Annotated in this window: 16 protein-coding genes; 12 read left to right on the forward strand and 4 right to left on the reverse strand. The window is 63.3% G+C overall.

Going from position 1 to position 19,780, the window contains the following annotated elements; all coding sequences use genetic code 11:
- Positions 1–12 precede the first annotated feature (12 nt).
- Positions 13–1,680, reverse strand: a complete 1,668-nt coding sequence (locus tag NKJ55_RS00325; RefSeq protein ID WP_352448176.1) for an amidohydrolase — start codon at positions 1,678–1,680, stop codon at positions 13–15.
- A 141-nt stretch (positions 1,681–1,821) separates the two neighbouring features.
- On the opposite strand from NKJ55_RS00325, the gene NKJ55_RS00330 reads away from it, so the two are divergent.
- Entirely contained in the window at positions 1,822–2,853 is a 1,032-nt protein-coding gene (locus tag NKJ55_RS00330) for a histone deacetylase family protein (RefSeq protein ID WP_352448177.1), read from the forward strand.
- A 75-nt stretch (positions 2,854–2,928) separates the two neighbouring features.
- Here NKJ55_RS00330 and NKJ55_RS00335 read toward each other — a convergent pair whose 3' ends face one another.
- Positions 2,929–4,080, reverse strand: a complete 1,152-nt coding sequence (locus tag NKJ55_RS00335; RefSeq protein ID WP_352448178.1) for a TMEM43 family protein — start codon at positions 4,078–4,080, stop codon at positions 2,929–2,931.
- A 1,185-nt stretch (positions 4,081–5,265) separates the two neighbouring features.
- On the opposite strand from NKJ55_RS00335, the gene NKJ55_RS00340 reads away from it, so the two are divergent.
- On the forward strand, positions 5,266–6,909 hold the full coding sequence (locus NKJ55_RS00340; RefSeq protein ID WP_352448179.1) for an MFS transporter: 1,644 nt from the start codon (positions 5,266–5,268) through the stop codon (positions 6,907–6,909).
- A 219-nt stretch (positions 6,910–7,128) separates the two neighbouring features.
- Here the strand turns inward: NKJ55_RS00340 and NKJ55_RS00345 are convergent, their stop codons facing one another.
- Complete coding sequence (locus tag NKJ55_RS00345) at positions 7,129–9,429, reverse strand: hypothetical protein (RefSeq protein WP_352448180.1); 2,301 nt, start codon at positions 9,427–9,429, stop codon at positions 7,129–7,131.
- A 329-nt stretch (positions 9,430–9,758) separates the two neighbouring features.
- On the opposite strand from NKJ55_RS00345, the gene NKJ55_RS00350 reads away from it, so the two are divergent.
- The 4 genes from NKJ55_RS00350 to NKJ55_RS00365 are packed head-to-tail and all read left to right on the forward strand — an operon-like array spanning position 9,759 to position 13,607.
- The gene (locus NKJ55_RS00350; protein WP_352448181.1) at positions 9,759–10,619 is read left to right on the forward strand and encodes an FAD binding domain-containing protein; all 861 of its coding nucleotides are present in this window, start codon (positions 9,759–9,761) and stop codon (positions 10,617–10,619) included.
- Positions 10,619–11,095, forward strand: a complete 477-nt coding sequence (locus tag NKJ55_RS00355; protein ID WP_352448182.1) for a (2Fe-2S)-binding protein — start codon at positions 10,619–10,621, stop codon at positions 11,093–11,095. Before NKJ55_RS00350 ends, NKJ55_RS00355 begins: the two co-directional genes overlap by 1 nt.
- 2 nt (positions 11,096–11,097) lie before the next feature.
- Positions 11,098–13,362, forward strand: coding sequence for a xanthine dehydrogenase family protein molybdopterin-binding subunit (locus tag NKJ55_RS00360; protein ID WP_352448419.1), 2,265 nt, complete (start codon positions 11,098–11,100; stop codon positions 13,360–13,362).
- Complete coding sequence (locus NKJ55_RS00365; RefSeq protein ID WP_023675441.1) at positions 13,362–13,607, forward strand: MoaD/ThiS family protein; 246 nt, start codon at positions 13,362–13,364, stop codon at positions 13,605–13,607. Before NKJ55_RS00360 ends, NKJ55_RS00365 begins: the two co-directional genes overlap by 1 nt.
- A 274-nt stretch (positions 13,608–13,881) precedes the next feature.
- Here NKJ55_RS00365 and NKJ55_RS00370 read toward each other — a convergent pair whose 3' ends face one another.
- Positions 13,882–14,775 carry a LysR family transcriptional regulator gene (locus tag NKJ55_RS00370; protein ID WP_352448183.1) on the reverse strand — a complete coding sequence of 298 codons (894 nt, stop codon included), beginning with the start codon at positions 14,773–14,775 and terminating at the stop codon, positions 13,882–13,884.
- Positions 14,776–14,926: 151 nt separating this feature from the next.
- Between NKJ55_RS00370 and NKJ55_RS00375 the strand changes: the two genes are divergently transcribed.
- The 6 genes from NKJ55_RS00375 to NKJ55_RS00400 are packed head-to-tail and all read left to right on the forward strand — an operon-like array spanning position 14,927 to position 19,762.
- Positions 14,927–16,117 (forward strand): MFS transporter, encoded by a 1,191-nt coding sequence (locus NKJ55_RS00375; protein ID WP_352448184.1) that lies wholly within the window; start codon positions 14,927–14,929, stop codon positions 16,115–16,117.
- Positions 16,114–16,596, forward strand: coding sequence for a cyclophilin-like fold protein (locus NKJ55_RS00380; RefSeq protein WP_502904441.1), 483 nt, complete (start codon positions 16,114–16,116; stop codon positions 16,594–16,596). Before NKJ55_RS00375 ends, NKJ55_RS00380 begins: the two co-directional genes overlap by 4 nt.
- Positions 16,597–16,608: 12 nt before the next feature.
- Positions 16,609–17,004, forward strand: a complete 396-nt coding sequence (locus NKJ55_RS00385; RefSeq protein WP_352448185.1) for a (R)-mandelonitrile lyase — start codon at positions 16,609–16,611, stop codon at positions 17,002–17,004.
- A gap of 26 nt (positions 17,005–17,030) precedes the next feature.
- Positions 17,031–18,047 (forward strand): zinc-dependent alcohol dehydrogenase family protein, encoded by a 1,017-nt coding sequence (locus NKJ55_RS00390; protein ID WP_352448186.1) that lies wholly within the window; start codon positions 17,031–17,033, stop codon positions 18,045–18,047.
- Positions 18,048–18,105: 58 nt separating this feature from the next.
- Positions 18,106–18,540: a lipocalin-like domain-containing protein gene (locus tag NKJ55_RS00395; protein ID WP_352448187.1), complete on the forward strand. Its 435-nt coding sequence runs from the start codon at positions 18,106–18,108 to the stop codon at positions 18,538–18,540.
- Positions 18,541–18,580: 40 nt separating this feature from the next.
- Positions 18,581–19,762, forward strand: a complete 1,182-nt coding sequence (locus tag NKJ55_RS00400; RefSeq protein ID WP_352448188.1) for an arabinose transporter — start codon at positions 18,581–18,583, stop codon at positions 19,760–19,762.
- Positions 19,763–19,780: the final 18 nt, after the last annotated feature.

Genomic DNA, 19,780 nt, shown 5'->3' on the forward strand with positions numbered 1-19,780 from the left:
TCAGCGCCACCATCAACCCTGGTAAGTGATCTTGCCGCCGCAGATGGTGCTGACCGGATGCACCTTGTGCAGCAAACCCGGTTCAGTTGCTTCGATATCGGCCGACAGCACCACCAGATCGGCCAGATAGCCTGGTTTCAGCCGGCCCTTACGGTGTTCCATGAATTCGGCATAAGCGCCTTCGACCGTATAGCCCGCAAGCGCTTCCAACAGCGAGAAGCTCTGGTCGGGAACGCCGTCTGCCCAAGGTTTGCGCAGCATCGCCGCCTGAATGCCCAGGATCGGCTCGATCCGCGACACCGGCCAGTCGGAAGCGAAGACGACATGCGCGCCCGCCTGCTTCAGCGTCCGCCAGGCATAGCTCAGCGGCCATCTTTCACGGCCGATGCGTGAAAGCGTCGGCTCCAGCGGGAAGTCCATGGCGCCGGGCGGGTGCGGCGGCTGCATCGAGGCGATGACGCCGAGTTCGGCGAAGCGCGGCACGTCGGCGGCAGTGGTGACCTCGATGTGCTCGACCCGGTGCCGGCTGTCGCGTTTGCCGTTCTTCCGCTGCGCCGCCTCGTAACCATCGAGGACCGCGCGCACCGCGCCGTCGCCGATCGAATGCACGGCGACCTGCAGCCCGCGCCGGTCGGCCTCCACCGCCACCTCGGCAAGATGCTCCGGCGTGAACAGCGGCTCACCGCGCCAGCCCGGCCGGTCGGCATAGTCGTCGACCATGACCGCGGTCCAGCCTTCCAGCACGCCGTCGTAAAACATCTTGACCATGCCGGACGACAGCCATTCCGATCGGTAGGAGTTGGCCATGCTCGATGCCTTTTCCAGCTTGTCGAGCGTCATGAAGTTCTTGAAATGAAAAGGTATCTTGGTGCGGCAGAGCAGCCGCCCTACCTGCTCCAAACCGGCAAGCAGTTCGAGCTGGTAGAGATTGCCGTCCATGTTCTGGATCGAGGTGATGCCGTGGCGGGCGCACCATTCCAGCCCGCGATGCATCAGGTCGCGATCGGCCGCGACTTCGGCTGCGGAAGGGTACGGCTCGGGCTCGCCGCCTGTCGCAAGGCCGAGCCGCACGCGGTTCTGCCCGGAAAGCTCGAGGATCGGCCCAAACGCCTCGCCCTCACGCAATTCGCCGGCCGCGAGGCCGTCGGCGCCCATGACGATCTCGTTGCCGGGGCCGAGTTGCTTGCCGTGCAGGATGCCGGCCAGCTTCAGCGCCTTGGTGTTGGCCCACATCGTGTGGTGATCGGAAGCCGACATCGCGAACGGCCGGTCGGCGATGATGCGGTCGAGATGATGGCGGGTGACCGGCTCTTCCTTGGAGAGGATAGTGTAGTCGACGCCGGCCCCAAGCAGCAATTTGGCGTTCGGCCGTGCCGCAGCATAGGCGCGGATCGCGTCGCTCAGCGCATCGAAGCCATGCACGCCCTGAAGGTGCAGATTGTCGAGTTCGGCCGCGCCGCCGAAAAGATGCATATGCGCTTCGATGAAGCCCGGCACCACCGAACCGCCTTGCGCATCGATGATCTTCGTGGCCGGCCCTTTCAGCGCCTCTATGGTCCGGCGATCGCCAACCGCCAGGATATTGCCGTCCTTTATCGCCACCGCCTCGGCAGCCGGATTGCCTTCATCCATGGTCAGCACACGGGCATTGGTGACGATCAGGTCGGCATTTGAACTCATGATTACCCGCGGGTCGGTTGCGCTGCCGGCAGGCTAGACGACCGGCTGCCGGGCCAGCAAGCCATGGCTGGTTGGCCCAGCGCCTTGTGAAAGGCAGTGCAGGACGGTTAGGGTCGCCGCGTCTCACCACGGAACAATTTCATGAAGACTGTTTTTTCGCCTTTCCATGCCGGCCATTCCGGCAATGTCGAATTGATCGCCGGCGCCATCGTGCCGGCCTTTGAAAAGCCGTCGCGCGCCGAGTTCATCAGGGCGCGGGTGGAGAGCGAGAAGCTCGGTCCGATCCTGCCGCCGGAAAGCCACGACCTCGCCGCCGCCAGGAAGGTGCATGCCAGCGACTACATCGATTTCCTGCCGACCGTGTGGCCGCTCTGGGAAGCATCGGGCCGCAGCGGTTCGGCCATTCCCTTCACCTGGCCGACGCGCGGCCTGCGCGGCGACGTGCGCCCGAAAGGCATCGATGCGCTGCTCGGCTTCTACTCCTTCGACGGTGGCGCGACGTTCGTCAAAGGCACATGGGATGCGATCAAGTCGTCCTATGATGTCGCGCTGACCGCCGCCGCGCTGGTCAAGGCCGGTGAGCCTTCCGCCTTCGCCCTCTGCCGCCCGCCGGGGCACCATGCAGGGGCGGCCTTCATGGGCGGCTATTGCTTCATCAACAACGCCGCCGTCGCCGCGCAATGGTTCCGCGACCATGGCGCCGGGCGCGTTTCGATCCTCGACGTCGATTATCACCACGGCAACGGCACCCAGGAGATCTTCTATCGCCGCGGTGACGTTCAGGTGCTGAACCTGCATGGCGATCCGATGACCGAATATCCCTTCTTCCTCGGCCATGCCGACGAACGCGGCGAGGGCGACGGCGAAGGCTTCAACGACAATTACCCGATGCCCTTCGGCACCGGCTGGGACGTGTGGAACGCCTCACTCGAGGACGCTTGCACGAGGCTTTCGGCTTATGCTCCTGACGTCGTCGTGGTTTCACTCGGCGTCGACACTTTCGAGAAGGACCCGATCAGCCAGTTCAAGCTGAAGACCCCCGACTATCCCAGGATCGGCCGCCGCATCGCCAGGCTCGGCCTGCCGACGCTGTTCGTCATGGAAGGCGGCTACGCGGTCGAGGAGATCGGCATCAACGCCGTCGGCGTGCTGACCGGCTTCGAGGACCGCTAGAAGCAATTCCAGGAAATAGGGCGGTTCGTCGTTTCCGTGAAACGATGAACCGCTAGAACCGCCGGCGCCTGCAAATCATGTGGCCGCGCTCGGCGCCGCAACCGGCGGAGCCGGCCTGCGCGAGCGGCCGAGGTAATAGACCGCCGCCGCTGCGATGACGCCCGCTGCCAGGATGCCCGCCGCCAGCACCGGCCGGTACCAGAACCAGGCGATGGCCATCGTCGTCGCCCCGACCAGGATCGCCAGGAAGAACGCGATGATGCCGGTACCCATCCGCGCCATGCTGCCGAGCAAAGGAATGACGTCGAGGATGACGCCGATCGGCCCGAGCAGCAGGGCAAAGCCGATGGCCAGGAGCAGCACGCCGGCGGCGCGCAGCAGCCAGGTGATCAGCGTGTTCGCGCTGACCGCTTCGGCGAACATCTTTTCCGCCGGAACATTGCCGGTGTCGACCATCAGCAACTGGTCGCCGGCGATTGTCTGGTATGGCTCGAAGCCGCCCCCCGTCTGGCGCGCGACGACGCTGACCACGCCGAGCGGCGCCAGTTCGTAGCCGATGCGGTAGTCGCCCAGCGCCGGCGACGTGGTGTTGAAACCGAGATAGATTTTTCCGTCGACGATGTTGACCCGCTTGGTGCCGGTATAGGCGGCGTCTATGGCGGCCGACTGATCGGCAGACAGTGAGAACGTCTTGTCGCCGCCGATCAGGTCCAGCACGGGCCGGTCGAGCGTGAAAGCACCAAGCTTGCCGTCCGGAATCTGGAATTGCTTGCTGTGGATCTCCATCGGCGGATTCTCGTGGCCGTCCGGCTTCTTGAACTCCGACGAATTGATCTGGCTGTCGTCCCACACCTTCGAATAGCTGTAGGTCGTCACCGTCTCCTCGCCGCCGCCCAGCTTCTTCGTCGTCTCGGATTTCTCCTCTTCTTTCCACTGGTACATCTCGGCGCCGCGCGACAGCCGCAACCCCTGCGCCGAAATGCCGAAGTCCGGATCGGCAAGGCCGCTGCTCGCCGTCACCGCCCCGGTGACATGGACGAGCTTGCCGTCATTGGCGGCATCGACGCTGTCGGCGCCGACCGAGACCACCGCGCCCGATCCCTCGGCCAGCGAGCGCGCCGTCTGCACGGCCCGGCCCTCGTTCCAGAACAGGCCGATCACCATCAGCACGATCAGGAGCAGCCCGAAGACGACCCGCCGACCGCGCGTTTGATCCGCCCGAACCACGAGACGGACGTCACTTCCTGAAATGAATCGCTCACTATTTCCCCATCCCCCGAAACCAGTCTCGCGAAATCCGCGCTCTGCCGCGCAGTGGCAAGCAACCGGCGTCACCCCAAACCGGCGGACGCCCATCCGTCCCGGCACCGGGAGCTTATCGCAATCGGCGAGCCGCCGATACGGCACAGTTGCGATCCGACCCGGTTTCGCGGCCGTAAAGCCCATCGCTCACCGCCAATTCATTGAATTCGTTTCCGTCAAATCGCGTTGATGTCAGATTCGTCTGCAGTTGGATTGTAGCCGAATCAGCCGTTCCTTGGGGGGCGCGGCAATCACCAAAGCTTGATGGTCCGCCACTATTCCGGAATCAGATCGGCTAGTGGGCAATGCTCCACCAGCAGGCTCTTGCAGAGTGCGTAGTCTTCGTACGCGAAAACACCTTGGTGCGCCCGTAACCCCGTTGCGTGACGTGGTGCGGCAGACGGCGAACGACAATGCGGGCAAGGCGAGGCATGCGATCAATCCGAACGCAGAGCCTGTCGGTTGGGCAGCAAAAAGTGCACCATCATCGTAGTTCGATTCGGACGGATCTCAGTATAAAAAGGAGAGATATAGGAAAAATAAATAGGACAATAAATCCATATATGCTGCCGGCTATCAAAAATACGTTCTCATATGGGTAAAATGTAGTTATTAGACAAGCGATAATATACAATACTACGTTCTTTTCGTACAATTTGTCACCAAGTATGTTCAACACAAGATATGTGTACAAAATAGCACATGTAAATATTTGTATTAAAGCCAGGTCGCTCATGCTCGCAAGCGGTCTAAAAAATACGTGAGGTATAGCCACTATGAGAATGGCAATCGACATCACCTTGAGAGCTCGCGCTTTCATTTCAGTCCCTCGGTAATTTCCTTCTGGCAATTTTCCTACGTACGGACCGCAGTTTGATCAAGTCCGAGCTGTGGAGCCTGAAGGGCCGAATTACCTTCATGCCAGCATCTGAATCGGCGCACGCAGTGGCGTGCGCTGACCGGCTCCGCGATCGCTATCTTGTTGTTGGACCATGATGTTTTTCCAGAATGCGTTCGCCCTTTGCGAAATGATGTTCTATTTTTTGAATCCATGGCTTGAGGGCCCGATTCATCGGAAGAACCAACGCATTTGAGCCCGGGAAAGCATTTATGAACGACGACACACCGGAAAGCGAAAGCGTCTCGGCGCTGGCGCCGTTCCGGCATGGCATCTTCCGTGCGGTATGGTCCGCCAGCCTCGTCTCCAATTTCGGCGGCCTGATCCAGGGCGTCGGTGCCGCCTGGATGATGACGACGATCGCCACCTCGTCCTACCAGGTGGCTTTGGTCCAGGCCTCGACCACCTTGCCGATCATGCTCTTCGCGTTGCTGGCCGGCGCCATCGCCGACAGCTTCAACCGGCGCAAAATCATGCTGATCGCGCAGATCTTCATGCTGGTTGTTTCGGCTCTTCTGACCGTCTTTACCTATCTCGACCTGATGACACCGTGGACGCTGCTCGCCTTCACCTTCCTGATCGACAGCGGCACCGCGCTCAACAGCCCGTCCTGGCAGGCTTCGGTCGGCGACATGGTGCCTCGCACCAAGGTGCCGGCGGCGATCGCGCTCAACTCGATGGGCTTCAACCTGACGCGCAGCGTCGGCCCGGCGATCGGTGGCATCATCGTTGCCGCGGCAGGCGCTGCCGCGGCCTTCGCCGTCAACACGCTGAGCTATGTCGGCCTCATCGTCGTGCTGGCCCGCTGGAAGCCGGAACTGCCGGCATCGACCTTGCCGCGCGAGACGCTGGGCGCCGCAATGGGCGCCGGCCTGCGCTACGTCGCCATGTCGCCCAATATCGGCAAGGTGCTGGTCAGGAGCTCGGCTTTCGGCTTCAGCGCCGGCGCGGTTCTGGCATTGCTGCCGCTGGTCGCGCGCGACGTCGTCAAGGGCGATGCCTTGAGCTACGGCATCATGCTCGGCGCCTTCGGCATCGGCGCCGTCGGCGGCGCGCTGATCAGCGTCAGGCTGCGGCAGCTGCTGTCCAGCGAAACCATGGTGCGCATGGCATTCGCCGGCTTCGCGCTCTGCGCCTTCAATGCCGCGCTCAGCGAGAATGCCTGGCAGACGTCGCTCGGTCTGCTGCTCGGCGGCGCCTGCTGGGTGACCGCGCTGTCGCACTTCAACGTCACCGTGCAGATGTCGACGCCGCGCTGGGTGGTCGGCCGCGTGCTTTCGGTCTACCAGACCGCGACCTTCGGCGGCATCGCGCTCGGCAGCTGGGTCTGGGGTGTCGTTGCCGACGCGCATGGCGCCGAAGCCGCCCTGATGGCGGCCAGCGTCGCCATGCTGGCGGGAGGCGCCATCGGCCTGCTGCTGCCGCTGCCGCAGCAGGCTGTGCTCAACCTCGATCCGCTCAACCGCTTCCGGGAGCCGCATCTGGCGCTTGATCTCAAGCCGCGCAGCGGTCCCATCGCCATCATGATCGAATATGTTATCCGTAACGAGGACGTGCCGGAATTCCTCGCCACCATGGCCGAGCGCGGCCGCATCCGCCGCCGTGACGGCGCCCGCAACTGGACATTGGCGCGCGATCTCGAAAATCCGTCGATATGGATCGAGCACTACCACACGCCGACCTGGGTCGAATATATCCGCCACAATCGGCGCGCCACCTACGCCGACGCGGTCATCGGCGAGCGTATAAGGGCGCTGCACAGCGGCAACGAGCCACCGCGCGTCCGCCGCATGATCGAGCGCCCGACGACTGCCGGCACCGCGCTGGTCATGCCGAAGGGACCGATCGAGCATTAAAGCATTTTGCAGCCAAGGGAATCACTTGACGTCGCAGAAATGCGGTTAAAACAAATAGATAAAGCGGGATGCACCGTTCAATTTGAACGCATCCCGCTCCAGCGCAATTCCAGGAAAAGTGTGAAACGGTTTCCGTCCGGAAGAGACAGAGCGGTTCGCCGTTTCCGTGAAACGATGAACCGCTCCAGCCACCCTGACGCCCTTCCGCTGGCGATTCGACTACATGAGCTCTATGACGAAATAATCGCCCTGCTGTATCCACTTTACCAGGAAGTTAATCGTCAGGTCGGTACCGCTCCAATACATCTCGACGGTTGATGGAGACGGCTTTATGAGGCCTCCCTCGATAAAGTCACTCGACCTCGTCCCAGATACGCCTGAGATGAAATTGAAATCCTGGAACTGGAATGTGACCTCGCAGCTGAGAGTGAACGGCGTGAACCCGCCGCCGGCCGGCTTGGGCAACGCGAACTGAACCAACGCCGGCTCTGCGTTCGGCTTTTCGGTCTTTGAAAAGCTGCCGGATGGCCCCTGCAGGTGCCAGGTGATTTCAGTGATTTCTTTCTTGGTGGCGTTGAACCAGAGACCCGTTGCTATCGTCAGCATCGCCGGCTTGACGACCGGCGCCGCAGTAAGGGGAATACTGATGGTCTCGGTCTTGTAGCCAACGGCTGCAACTTGCAAGCTGACCGATGCTTGGCCGGTCGGCGGAGATAGCGTGAACGCTGTGTTGGTGGCCCCGACCACCGCGCCCCCTTGCGATATGGTCCCTCCAACCGATTGGGACTTGTTATCGGCGTCGACTGCTTTGATGGTTATCGTCGCCGGCTGGCCCGCTATCAGGGACGGGGGAGCCGCGGAGAGCAGCATTTCCCCGAGGGTGACATTGACGGGAACTCTGGTGAGCGGAGACATCTTCGTGCACAATGTCTGCATCACCGTAATTTGGTCTTCTACCTTGAGCTCGCCCACGTAAATCCCGAAGAAGAGCGTCGTCCAACCAAGTGGCGTATCGCTGGCGCGCCACTTCCCGTTCACGAATACATGCACGCGCGCCCCGGGAATCACGCCTGATACGTAAATTAACCGCTGGAAGACCCGGACGGGCTGTTGAATATCCGGGGTCTTGAGTGGGGTCAGGTCGGACACTTTGATCGGGCCCCCGACCCGAAGCGCGAGGGGCTGACAAGTAAGCTCCAGCTCGGCGTGAATGTGCTCGCCGGCGCGCAACGGCCGAAATGTCTCGACCCAGACGAGGCCGCCAAAACTGAATACGGGCTTGCTGATTACAGGAGAATCTGGCGCATCCGAGTACAAACGTACGAGCGCGTTGTCGACGCTGTTGACGAAAGCGCCGCTTGCACATTCAAATGCAGGCTCCATGACGGTCGGCGGAAATACGCTGCCCTGGTAAGACCCTACCACCAGCAACTTATCCGATGTGGCTGTCTTGCCGCATAGCTCCTGGATGACGACGAGCGATGGAAACGGCGGCGAGGCCGGGATCAGGGCCGACACGTCGGGAATCCAGTATTGGCCGGAACTCACATCCTCGCCGACTCCGATTCTCCCGAGCACGGTAGCTGCACCCGAAGTCGGATCGACAAGTTGGATCGTCAATGTCGCGCCGGGCTCGAGATTGGAGATAGGCAAAGCACGGGCTGCCGGGCAGGAGTACTGTGAGGCGTCGATTACGGGCTTTCTAACCGGCAAGGTTTCGTCGACGATCACCGGAGGGGCAGATGACGGACTTGATGCATTGCAGCGCTCGAAGTGCTGCGTGGCGCTGAAGACATCCGGATTGTGCGCGGCACGGCCAAGCAGCGCCAGGAGGTTGGCACCGACGAAAGGATATTCCAGCACGTCGCCATTGAAGTGGACCTTCGTGGTGGCGCCTTGAGCCAACCCCCTGACGGGTACTGCTTGCGCGCACCCAGGAACCGGGCCGACTGCTGGTGCCGGCATGGTATTTTCCCGATACGGCGTCTGTTCGGCGGGCAAGCTCGGGGTCTGACTGCTCTTCACCTGTCCGGCAGGCGTCTGAACGGACTGCACTGCGCTAAGCACATCGTTGGCCTGGATCGCCCCGCGAATGCGCACTGGTACGACATTTCCGCGTGCAGTATCGCTGCCAATCAATGCGCCGCCGTTGAAAATCTCGACCGTGGCGCCAGGATAGGCTGCGCCTATCAGCACCCAGTCGACGCACTCGTGCACCTGACTCAAATACACCAATGGGCTTAGCGTCGAGGGATACCCGAGCACGACGATCGGGACCGGGCTTGGATCACTGGTTTCGGCGCCGAGCGTCCAGCGTGCGGTCAATGCATCCCCCACGTTGAGGGAGCCTGCGGCGACCGGCACAAAGGTACTGGTTGTTGCGCCGGCATTTACCGCAGGGACGGGTACGCCATTTACCAGGAGGGAAATGCTCGAGCCGGGAAGCGGCCCATCGATACGGACCGAGGTACTCAAGACCGATACGGGGCCAATCACAATTGGTGCAAGGAGCGTGCTCATGTTCGTTTCCCTCTCTGTACGGCGCAGACATGTCGCCTGGTTCGAAACAGGACGTAGAGGGAGCGCACTTACGGATGACTTACGGATGGGTCGGCGCGGTGCTGGACTGCGCGCGCGTCCGCCGCATGATCGAGCGCCCGACGACTGCTGGCACGGCGCTGGTCATGCCGAAGGGACCGATCGAGCATTAGGGGCTGGCGGTGCGTCCAGTTGGACGAGCAAAATGAAATTTGCGGCGCCTGGCCCAATCCGCGAATGCACGAACAGGATGGCCATTGTGGAGAGACGGTTATATCAGTTGGTGTGACTATGACCACTAAGGGGAGACGATGCGTTACATACGTCCGCTTTCAATTGAAGACGCCGCCGGCCTGTTGGCCGGTTCAGCCGGCACGGCCGCCATCCTCGCCGGAGGCAGCGACCTCTTGGTGAGAATGAAAGGCGGCTTTATCGAACCCGACCTGATCGTCGACATCAAGGCGATCGACGGGCTTGGCGAGATCAGGGAAACAGCCGAGGGCTTCAGCATCGGCGCGGCGGTCCCCTGCGCCGTGCTGGGCGAGAACACGGCCCTGCAGAAGGCATGGCCCGGCGTCGTCGAAGCGGCCAAGCTGATCGGCTCGAAGCAGGTGCAGGGACGCTGCACCATCGTCGGCAATCTGTGCAACGCCTCGCCGGCCGCCGACAGCGTGCCGGCGCTGGTGGCCGCTGGCGCCAAGGCTGTGGTCGTCGGCCCGGGAACCAGGCGCACGATTGCCGTGCAAGCGGTGCCGACTGGGCCGGGCAAGACGTCGCTGGCCAAGGGCGAGATCATCGAGGCAATCCTGCTCGACAGCCGTCTACCGCGTTCGGGCGATGCCTATCTGCGTTTCATTCCGCGCACGGAGATGGACATCGCAGTGGTAAGCGCCGGCGTGAACTTGACGCTCGATGAGCAAGGTCGCGTCAAATCCGCCCGTCTGGCGTTGGGCGCCGTGGCGCCGACGGTGATTCTGGTCGAGGAGGCCGCCGAGGTTCTCATCGGCTCCAAGCTGGACGAAGCCACGCTGGACAGGCTCGCCAAGGTCTGCTCGGGTGCCTGCCGCCCGATCGACGACAAGCGCGGCACTATCGAATTCAGACGGAAAGTCGCGGGTGTGCTGGCCAAGCGGGCCGCCACGACCGCCTATGCACGCGCAGGAGGCAAATGATGGCTGGTGTGGCAGTATCAACGACAATCAACGGCGACAATGTCGAGTTCCTTTGCCAGCCGGACGAGACGCTGCTTGATGTCCTGCGCGATCGCCTGGGGCTGACGGGCGCCAAGGAAGGCTGCGGCACCGGCGACTGCGGGGCCTGCAGCATCATCCTCGACGATCGGCTGGTGTGCTCGTGCCTGGTGCTCGGCGCGGAGGCCGAGGGCCGGCGCGTCGAGACCATCGAGGGCATGGCGCATGGCGACAGGCTGCATCCGCTGCAGCAGAAATTCCTGGAGCACGCTGCACTCCAATGCGGCGTCTGCACGCCGGGCTTTTTGATAGCGGCGAAGGACCTTTTGGCCAAGAATCCCGATCCGACCGAGGAGGAGATCCGCTTCGGCCTCGCCGGGAACCTCTGCCGCTGCACCGGCTATGACAAGATCGTGCGTGCCGTTCAGGACGCCGCCAGCGTGATGAAGGGAGCATGACGATGAATTTCGATCCGCGTTACTCCGGACGCAATTTCACCTCTGTCGGCACGCGTCCCATCCGTCCCGACGGCGTCGACAAGGTGACGGGCCGCGCACGCTATGGCGCCGACTTCAACATGGCCGGGCAACTGGTCGGGCGCGTTCTCAGAAGCCCCCATGCGCATGCCACGATCAGGAAGATCGACACGTCGAAGGCGGAGAAGCTCGCCGGCGTCAAGGCCGTGATCACCGCGGCCGACCTGCCCGACCTCACCGACGGCGATGCCGCCATGTACGACATCCTCGACAACTGCATGGCGCGCAAGAAAGCGCTCTATGACGGCCATGCCGTGGCCGCGGTCGCTGCGGTCGATGCCCGCACAGCGAGGCAGGCACTGAAGCTGATCGAGGTCGACTACGAGGTGCTGCCGCATGTCACCGATGTCGACGAGGCGATGAAGCACTCCGCACCCCTGGTCAACGACGCCATCTTCACCGAAGGCCTCGAGCAAAAGCCCCTCAAGCCTTCCAATGTCACCAAGCGCACCCAGTACGGCCATGGCGACATCCATGTAGGTTTCGGCCAGGCCGACTTCGTCGTCGAACGCTCCTTCAAGACCGAGCAGACGCACCAGGGTTATATCGAGCCGCATGCCTGCGTGGCCAATGTGAGCTCCGACGGCACCGCCGACCTGTGGGTCTGTACGCAAGGCCATTTTGTCTACCGCCAACATTGCGCCCAACTGCTTGGCATGGAAGCCTCGAAGCTGCGCGTCACCTCCTCGGAGATCGGCGGCGGTTTCGGCGGCAAGACCCATGTCTGGGCCGAGCCGGTGGCACTGGCGCTGTCACGCAAGGCCGGGCGGCCGGTCAAGCTGGTCATGACGCGCGACGAGGTGTTCCGCGCCTCCGGCCCGACCAGCGCCACCTCGATCGACGTTCGGATCGGCGCCCGCAAGGACGGCACGATCACGGGGGCCGAGGCGACGCTGCGCTATAGCTGCGGCCCCTATGCCGGCACGTGGGCCGAGATCGGCGCCATGACGGCCTTTGCCTGCTACAAGCTCGAGAACGTCAGGACGGTCGGCTACGAAGTGCTGGTCAACCGGCCCAAGACCGCGGCCTATCGCGCGCCGTCGGCTCCGATGGCGGCGTTTGCGGTGGAAAGTGCGGTCGACGAGCTGGCCAAGGAGATCGGCATGGACCCGGTCGAGTTCCGGATCAGGAACGCGGCGCAGGAAGGCACCAGATCGTCCTATGGACCGGTATACGGCCCGATCGGCATCGGGCCGACGCTGGAGGCGGTGAAGAACCATCCGCACATGAAGGCGCCGCTCGGCAAGAACCAGGGCCGCGGCATGGCCTGCGGCTTCTGGTTCAATTTCGGTGGCCAGACCTGCACCGACCTCAACATCGGCATGGACGGCTCGGTCTCCCTTGCCGTCGGAACTGTCGATGTGGGTGGTTCCCGCGCGTCGCTGTCGCTGGTGGCGGCGGAGGAGCTCGGTATCCCCTATGAGCAAATCAAGGCGGTGGTCGCCGATACCTCCAGCCTCGGCTACAACGATATGACGGACGGCAGCCGCGGCACCTTCTCGTCTTCGATGGCGACGATCTCCGCCGCTCGCAACGCCATCAAGATCCTGCGAGAACGCGCCGCGCAGATGTGGGACATACCCGTCGACGACGTGGTCTGGGAAAAAGGTCACGCGATTGCCAAGGGCGAGAAATACGGCAACCTTGCAGCATTGTCGCTGAAGGAGATCGCGGCCGCTTCCGGAAAGACGGGGGGACCGATTGCCGGCCATAGCGAGCTCGTCGCCGACGGCGCCGGCGTCTCCTTCGCCACCCATATCTGCGATATCGAGGTCGATCCCGAGACCGGCTCCACCAGGGTGTTGCGCTACACCGTCGTTCAGGACGCCGGCAAGGCGGTGCATCCGACCTATGTCGAGGGGCAGTACCAGGGCGGTGCCGCGCAAGGCATCGGCTGGGCGCTCAACGAGGAGTATATCTACGGTAAGGACGGGCGGCTGCAGAACCCTGGCTTCCTGGATTACCGGATCCCGGTCTGCTCGGACCTGCCGATGATCGACACACAGATTCTCGAGATCCCCAATCCCAACCATCCTTACGGGGTGCGCGGCGTCGGCGAGACCTCGATCGTGCCGCCGCTGGCGGCGATCGCCAATGCGGTGTCGAACGCCGCTGGCGTGCGCATGACGCATATCCCGATGTCGCCGCCGCGCATCCTGGCGGCGCTCGAGGCGGAACGGGGAGGCTGATGGTCGAAGTAACGCTCTGGGGGTCGCTCGGCGCGATCGCCGGAGGCAAGAGCAAGGTCGAAATCGAGGCGAAGGACATAAGGGAGCTGTTCAGGAAACTGGCTGAACAGTATCCCGGCCTCGAGCCATACATCGATCGCGGCATCGCCGTCGCCATCGACGGGACGATCTATCGCGATACGTGGTCGAAGGAACTGCCGGAAGGCGCGGAGATATTCCTGCTGCCGCGTCTTGCCGGGGGATAACTGGACAACCCTGTCCTACCCATTGACGACCAAGACATGGCCTGGGCTCGAGAAAAACCTCGGCTATCCATGAGAATTCTTGGCCAGTTCAGCCTGCGAGTTTGGCTCCTTTTCGATGACTGGCTTCTGTGTCAATCACAGACATAGAGGCGAGCGAGCTACACGTCTGCTTTGAGGCGAAAGCAGCCGCCCGCAGCGTAGAAGTCAAAGGGCTTGGGTCAGAACCTACCATTTCCCAATGTCAGCTTCATGATCCATAGGCGCAGTCTTGGGGTCAGATGCGATGGCGGAGCGCCTCCACGATCACCGCCATCGCAGGCGAGAGCTGTCGCCTGCTCGGGTAGTAGAGGTGATAGCCCGCAAACGGTGGACTCCAGTCGTCAAGCACGAGCCTAAGGCATCCCTTGGCGATGTGGTGGCTGACGAGGTTTTCCGGGACATAGGCGATCCCGAAACCGCTTATCGCAGCCTCGATCATGGGAATGGACGAATTGAAGGTGAGTTGGCCTTCCACCCGCACACGAAGGTCGCGGCCATCCCTGGCGAATTCCCAGGCATATAATCCGCCGAACGTCGCCTGCCGCATATTGATGCAGTCATGATTAACCAGATCCTGGGGCGCGGTCGGAACCGGATGGCGGGAAAAGTACTCCGGCGAAGCCACGGCCACGAGCCTCCAATCCGGCCCGATGCGCACTGCGATCATATCCCTGTCGATGCTCTCACCAAGCCGCACGCCTGCGTCGAAGCGCTCCTCCACAATGTTCTTCATGCCGTTGTCGCTGTAGAGTTCGACGCACACGTCAGGATAGTCGCTGAGCAAGGGCTGCAGCTTCGGCCAGACGGTCGTCTGGAGCGCATGGTCGGACAGCGTGATGCGGACCGTTCCGGAGGGCTTGTCGCGAAAGGCCACCAGGCTTGCGAGGTCGGCTTCGATTTCCTCGAAGCGGGGAACAAGAGATTGGAAAAGTCGCTCGCCGGCCTCGGTCGGAGCGACGCTCCGCGTCGTACGCGTCAGCAGGCGGACGCCAAGACGAGCTTCAAGCTCCTTGATTGTCGAGCTCAGGGTCGACTGCGAGGTTCCGAGCTTGGCCGCCGCCTTGGTGAAGCTGCGCTCCCGGGCGACCGCCACGAACCAGAGCAAATCCTTCATGCCATCGCGCTGCATAGGGCACCTCCCGTCTGACATTTATATCATAAGCAGATAAGTCCATGCGAATTACTCAGTCTAATAGAATGGGTTCCTCTGCAATATCTTCCAGCATGGCGACGGGGATGGGCGGCTGATCTGCCCCAGTCGCCTTGCAAGGATGTCAATTATGGAAACGACCTACGACACAAGGCTTGTCGAAGACCGCGCCGCATGGGGCGCGGTGTTGTCGATGGCGCTGTGTGTTTCCGTGCTCATCGCGTCGGAATTCATGCCGGTCAGCCTGCTGTCGCCGCTAGCGGCCGATCTCGGCATCACCGAGGGCCGCACGGGACAGGCGATCTCGATTTCGGGCGCTTTCGCCGTCGTGACCAGCCTGCTGGTCGCCGGCCTCACGCGCCGGATCGACCGCCGACTGGTCGTGACCGGCTTCACCCTTCTCCTCATCGTGTCCGGGCTCGCTGTCACCTTCGCGCCGAACTACGCGTTCCTCATGGTCGGCCGGGCGCTGCTCGGCATCGCGATCGGCGGGTTCTGGTCGATGTCGACCGCGATCGTCATGCGCCTCGTGCCGCAAGACATGGTTCCGAAGGGTCTCGCCATGCTAAACGCTGGCAATGCCATTGCGGCCATCATCGCCGCGCCGCTGGGCAGTTTTCTTGGCGCCTATGTCGGCTGGCGCGGCGCTTTCTTCCTCGTCGTGCCGCTTGGGCTCCTGGCGCTGGTCTGGCAGTGGACAAGCCTGCCGGCGCTGCCCCCGCGCCGGAGGAAGCGTCCAGGCAATCCGCTGGCGCTCCTCGGCCGTCTTCCTGTCGTCATCGGCATGGCGTCGATCATGATGCTGTTCATGGGCCAGTTCGCGCTCTTCACCTATCTGCGGCCCTTCCTCGAGAGCGTCACTAGGCTCGACATCGCCGCGCTTTCGGCGATCCTGCTGGCGATGGGGCTGGCCGGGGTGCTCGGCACCCTCTGCATAGGCCGGCTTTTGCGCACGCGCCTGTTCAGCATCCTCATCGTCATCCCGCTGGTCATGGCGGCGCTGGCAGCTGCGCTCATCGCCCTCGGTGCCTTGCCGGTTCCCACAGCGCTGCTGCTCGTTGCCTGGGGCTTCTTCGGCACGGCCGCGCCCGTTGGCTGGGGCACGTGGCTCAGCCGGACGTTGGCGGACGACGCGGAGGCCGGCGGCGGGTTGCAGGTAGCCGTCATCCAGCTCGCCATCACCGGCGGCACCGCCATCGGCGGCACGCTCTTCGATACGGTCGGCTGGTGGGGTGCATTCACTTTCGGCGCGGTGCTGCTCTGTGGATCGGCGCTCGCCGCCTTTGCAGCATCGCATTTGGCCCGGAGGTCGCAGCCATGACGGCAGCCATGACGATCGACCGTCCGGACCTCAGCCGCCGCGCGTTGCTCGGCGGCGCGCTCGTGGCAACGGTCCTGCCGCGGGCCGCCCGCAGCCAGCAGGGCAGCGACCCAGGCAGCCAGGAGCCCACCGACATGAAGATCAAGATGATTTTCAATGGCCGGACCATGACCGCCACGCTCTACGACAATCCGTCGGCGCGCGACTTCTTCACCATGCTGCCGCTCGATCTCACCATCGACGACTACGCGCATAACGAGAAGATTGCCTATCTGCCGCGCAAGCTGACCGAGGAGGGCAGCGGCCCGTTCGGCAACGAGCGGCCATACGACCTTTGCTACTTCATGCCCTGGGGCAATCTGGCCATGTTCTACGCCGACTACCGCCATCCCGGGCTGATCAGGCTCGGCCGCTTCGACGCGGGCAAAGAGGCCCTACACGTAAGCGGCAAGTTCCCGCTTCGCATCGAACGCATCTGACAGGAGATCACCATGGATATTCTTCGCGCAGGCACCAGGCCGTCTGGCAAGGGGCCTTCCGACTGGTTCACCGGCACGGTCCGGATCGATCCGCTGTTCAACCCGTTCGACGCCGCGCGCGTGCAGGGCGCGCAGGTGACGTTCGAGCCGGGCGCCCGCACCGCCTGGCACACGCATCCGCTTGGACAGACGTTGATCGTCGTCTCCGGCCTCGGCCTCGTTCAGAGCGAGGGCGGGCCGGTCGAGGAGATCCGTCTCGGTGACGTTGTCTGGTTCGCACCCGGCGAGAAGCATTGGCACGGTGCCTCACCCGAGACGGCCATGATCCACATTGCCCTCCAGGAGGTCAAAGACGGCAAGGTGGTGGACTGGCTGGAACACGTCAGCGACGCCGACTACGGCGCCTGACATCGATTGAACGAAAGGAAAGCAAAATGCTCGCAACCGTTCTTCATAAGCCCGGCGACATCCGCTGCGAGGAAGTCGAAGACCCAAGGATCCTTCGCCCGACGGATGCTATCATCAAGCTCTCGGCGAGCTGCATCTGCGGCTCGGACCTGTGGCCCTATCGCGGGCTGCAGCCGGTCAACGGCCTGATGCATATGGGCCACGAATATTGTGGCATCGTCGTCGAGGTCGGCGCAGAGGTGCGCACGGTCCGTCCCGGCCAGTTCGTCGTCGGCTCGTTCTGCCTCTCCGACAATACCTGCCCGCATTGCCGCTTCGGCTTCCAGTCGTCTTGTGTGCAGCGCGAGTTCATGTCGGGCGCGCAGGCGCCTTACGCCCGCGTGCCGTTGGCCGATGGCACACTGGTCGCCACCGCCGAGGTGCCGCCGGCCGAACTCATCCCTGACCTGCTGGCTGTGTCCGATGTGCTCGGCACCGGCTGGTATGCGGCCGACGCAGCCGAGGTCCGAGAAGGATCGACGGTGGTGGTGGTCGGCGACGGTGCGGTCGGCCTGATGGGCGTGCTTGCGGCCAAGGAGATGGGCGCCGAGCGCATCATCGCCATGAGCCGGCACGCCAGCCGCCAAAAACTCGCCCGCGAATTCGGCGCGACCGACATCGTCGCTGAGCGCGGCGAGGAAGGTGTGGCCCGGATCAAAGGGCTCACTAAGGACGTCGGCGCGGACTCGGTGCTGGAATGCGTTGGCACGGCGGAATCCTTCGACCAGGCGCTGGCCTGCTCTCGCCCCGGCGGCACCATCGGCTATGTCGGCGTGCCGCATGGCGTGAGCTTCGATGGCCAGAATCTCTTCTTCGGCCAGAAGCGCATGCTGGGCGGCCCCGCGCCGGTGCGCCGCTTCCTGCCCGACCTCATGGACCGTGTGCTCAAGGGCAGGATCAAGCCCGGCAAGGTCTTCGACCTCAAGCTGCCGCTGGCCGAGGTCGCTGAAGGCTACCGCGCCATGGACGAGCGGCGCGCCATCAAGGTCATGCTTTCGGTGTAAGCGAAGATTGGGCGGACGGCCTGTCCGCACCCACAAACCAGAAAAAGGACAACGACATATGACGATGAGATTGAAGATCGCTGCCCTTGCGCTTGCGCTTTCGGTCGCCACGCCGGCTTTCTCCCAAGAGTCCCCGATCATTGGCGCATGGCGCATGAGGTCGCTCGAGGCCGGTGCCGAGGGAAACCTCAAGCCCGTGACATATTCCGGCCAGGTCATCTTCACCGAGGCCGGCACCCTCTCGGTGCAGGCCCAGAACCCCGACGCTAAGGCGCCGGACACGCCTTACACGGCGAATGGCTACGAAGTCTATTACGGGCCGGTCGCCATCAACGACCAGGACAAGACCTTCGTCATCACGATCGAGTCCTCCCTGGTCCGCAACCTTGTCGGGAAGAGCATGAAACGCAAATTCGAAGTCTCGGACAACAAACTGGTCCTGACGCCGGACAATCCGGCCGAAGGCTGGCGCGTGACCTACGAACGTTACTGATCGGAACAGCCCGGCTGTCAACGTGTTATCGGTGGCCACAATGGCCCGGACTTCTGACCGAAATGGCGCGATGGCGGAACTGGTGCCAATCATGGCGGCTGTCTTCGCCGGCTTCCTCCTGATCGGCTTGGCACTACCCGTCCTGCCGCTGCATCTTCACCAGCAGCTCGGCTTCGGCCCCTTCGCAGTCGGGCTGGTGACGGGCAGCCAGTTCGTTGCCTCGATGCTGTCGCGCATTGGAGCCGGAAATTATGCCGATGGGCGCAGCGGCAAGCGGGCCGTCGTCGTCGGCCTCATTGCCGCTGTCCTGGCGGGGTTCATTTACCTCGGCTCGCTGGCATTGCTCGACCGGCCGGTAGCGTCCGCATCGGCGCTCTTCGCCGGCCGGGCGGTACTGGGCGCGTCTGAGAGCTTCATCATCACAGGCGGCGTCGCCTGGGGCCTCTCCCTTGCGGGCGGACAGAACTCCGGAAAGGTCATAGCCTGGGTGGGCACGGCGATGTTCGCGGCGCTCGCGCTAGGCGCGCCGATCGGATCTGCGCTTTACGCGGCGAGCGGCTTCGCCGCGATCGCACTCGCGACGGTCGGCCTGCCACTTGCGACGCTGCTTGCCATCCTGCCTATGCGTGGCACCAGCCTCGCCGCGAGCGCCGCGCGACAGTCATGGACGAGCGTGGCGCAAGCGGTCTGGCTTCCCGGCGTCGGAGCTGCTTTCAGCAGCCTTGGCTATGGCGCAATCCTGTCCTTTGGCGCGCTGCTCTTTGCCGAACGCGGCTGGCAGCCGGTCTGGCTTCCCTTCACCGCTTATGCCGCGTCGCTGATCGCGGCAAGGCTGTGCTTCGGCCACCTGCCTGACAGGTTAGGGGGCGCGCGCGTCGCCGTGATCTTCGTGGCGGTCGAGGCGGCAGGGCTGATGCTGATCTGGCTTGCGCCCGGGCCCGTTCTCGCCGCCATCGGAGCGGGCCTGACTGGCCTCGGCTACTCGCTGGTCTATCCCGGTTTCGGTGCCGAGGCCGTAAGCCATCTTCCACCACGCAGCCGCGGCCTGGCCATGGGACTCTACACCGTCTTCCTCGACGTGGCGCTCGGCTTCGGCAGTCCGGCGCTCGGCTTGGTCGCTGGGTCGGCCGGGCTGCAATTCGTCTTCTTCGCCGTCGCGACGGCGACGCTTCCGGCGTTGGGCATCGCTCTGCTGCTGGGTCGCCGTAACGCTCCACTATAGAGCCGGATAGTCTGGGCT

This window comes from Mesorhizobium sp. M0106 (genome assembly GCF_040322715.1).
Taxonomy (GTDB): domain Bacteria; phylum Pseudomonadota; class Alphaproteobacteria; order Rhizobiales; family Rhizobiaceae; genus Mesorhizobium.